Source organism: Nocardiopsis sp. RV163, from assembly GCF_001029525.1.
In the GTDB taxonomy this organism is placed as follows: domain Bacteria; phylum Actinomycetota; class Actinomycetes; order Streptosporangiales; family Streptosporangiaceae; genus Nocardiopsis; species Nocardiopsis dassonvillei.
Window position 1 is genome coordinate 1 of record NZ_LEKI01000330.1, and the last position, 1597, is coordinate 1597.

2 protein-coding genes are annotated in these 1597 nt (G+C 72.3%); one reads left to right on the plus strand and one right to left on the minus strand.

The window, feature by feature from the left end:
- On the plus strand, positions 1-567 hold a 567-nt coding region (locus ABD54_RS26515), incomplete at its 5' end, for an alpha/beta hydrolase fold domain-containing protein (RefSeq protein ID WP_047872286.1).
- A gap of 238 nt (positions 568-805) precedes the next feature.
- Here the strand turns inward: ABD54_RS26515 and ABD54_RS26520 are convergent.
- A complete protein-coding gene (locus ABD54_RS26520; RefSeq protein ID WP_047872287.1) occupies positions 806-1507 on the minus strand; it encodes a pentapeptide repeat-containing protein in 702 nt (233 codons plus the stop codon).
- Positions 1508-1597 lie beyond the last annotated feature (90 nt).

Sequence of the window (1597 nt, forward strand, 5' to 3'; positions counted from 1 at the left end):
CCCGTCGAGGACTGCTACACAGGCCTGACCTGGATCACCGACAACGCCGCCGACCTCGGCCTGGACCCCACCCGCATCGTCATCGGCGGAGTCAGCGCGGGCGGCGGACTCGCCGCCGCCACCGCCCTCCTCGCCCGCGACCGCGGCGGCCCCGCGCTCCAGGGGCAACTGCTCCTGTGCCCCATGCTCGACGACCGCAACGACACCGCCTCCTCCCACCAGATGGCCGGAACCGGCGTATGGGACCGCACCTCCAACGCCACCGGCTGGACCGCCCTGATCGGCCCCCACGCGGGCGGCCCCGACGTCTCCCCCTACGCCGCACCCGCCCGCGCCGAGGACCTGTCCGGCCTTCCCCCCGCCTTCCTGGACGTGGGCTCCGCCGAGACCTTCCGCGACGAGGTCGTCGACTACGCCTCCCGCATCTGGCAGGCGGGCGGATCAGCCGAACTGCACGTGTGGCCCGGCGGTTTCCACGGCTTCGACGGCATGGTCCCCCACGCCGTGCTCAGCCGCAGCGCCCACGCCCAACGCCTGCCCTGGCTTCGCCGGATCACCGGCGCCTGAACCCGGGGCGGCGGTACCGGCTCGGGCCCGCGCGCGGTGTTCGCCGAGGAGTCGGGCGGGCCGCTGCTCCTGGCCGGTACCGGCCGGCCCGGCCGCGCCTCCAGGTGGCGCTCGCCCTGCACGGGTTGTACTGCAATCTCTGATTGTCGTTCTTGTTTTCTCCCCTTTTCAGAGAAGATTGTTGAGAACAGTCACCTTTACGACGTAGATTCAAATAAGTGGCCGGTGCGGACGACGCCTACTCCGCAACCGTGATGCCCAGGGCCGCCAGGATGGCGCCCGCCTGCACCGGGCTGATGCTGGCCCCCCACAGGTACCCGGCCTGCTCCAGGGTGGGCTCCCCCAGATCGGCGCCGCGCAGATCGGCCCCCGCCAGCCTCACGTTGACCAGGTTGGCGCCCCGCAGCCGCGAGTCCGTCCACACCGTCTCGCGCAGATCCGCGCTGGCCAGGTCCGCCTCGTCCATGCGCAGCCCCTCGAGCGTCTGCCCGCGCAGCACCAGGCCCTTGCAGCGGGCCAGCATGAGGTTGCAGTGCGCGAAGGTGTAGCCGATCCCCCGCAGCGAGTTCAGCGCGGCCCCGGTCATCCGGCAGCCGGTGAAGGCGGTGTCGGTGAGCAGGGCTCCCTGCCAGCGGGTATTGGCCAGGTCCACCCGCTCGAACCTGGTCTCGGTGCACTCGGCGTGCGAGAACACCGCCCCGGAGGCGCTGCCGCCGGTGAACACCGCGCCCTCCAGGACGGCCCGCTCCAGGCGGGCACCGTCCAGGCGGCAGTCGCGGAAGACGGCATCGACCAAATCGGCGTCGCGCAGGTCCACCTCGGTCAGGTCGCAGCGGGTGAACACGCGCGGCGCGTCCAGGGGCCGGGACAGCTGGTCGCGCAGGTCGGCGCCGTTCAGATCGGCGTCGGTGGTCTCAAGGGGCAGGAGGTCGGTACTCATCGCCAGCACCATAGCGGTGACCGACGACACGTGTGCTCCGGCGCGCCCGTCCCACGACGTGTGCCGCCAGGCGCGGCCCCTCCCCCGCCC

Coding starts and splice junctions, on each gene's coding strand:
- ABD54_RS26520 (WP_047872287.1), bottom strand. CDS start 1,507: ATGAGTACCGACCTCCTGCCCCTTGAGACCACCGACGCCGATCTGAAC.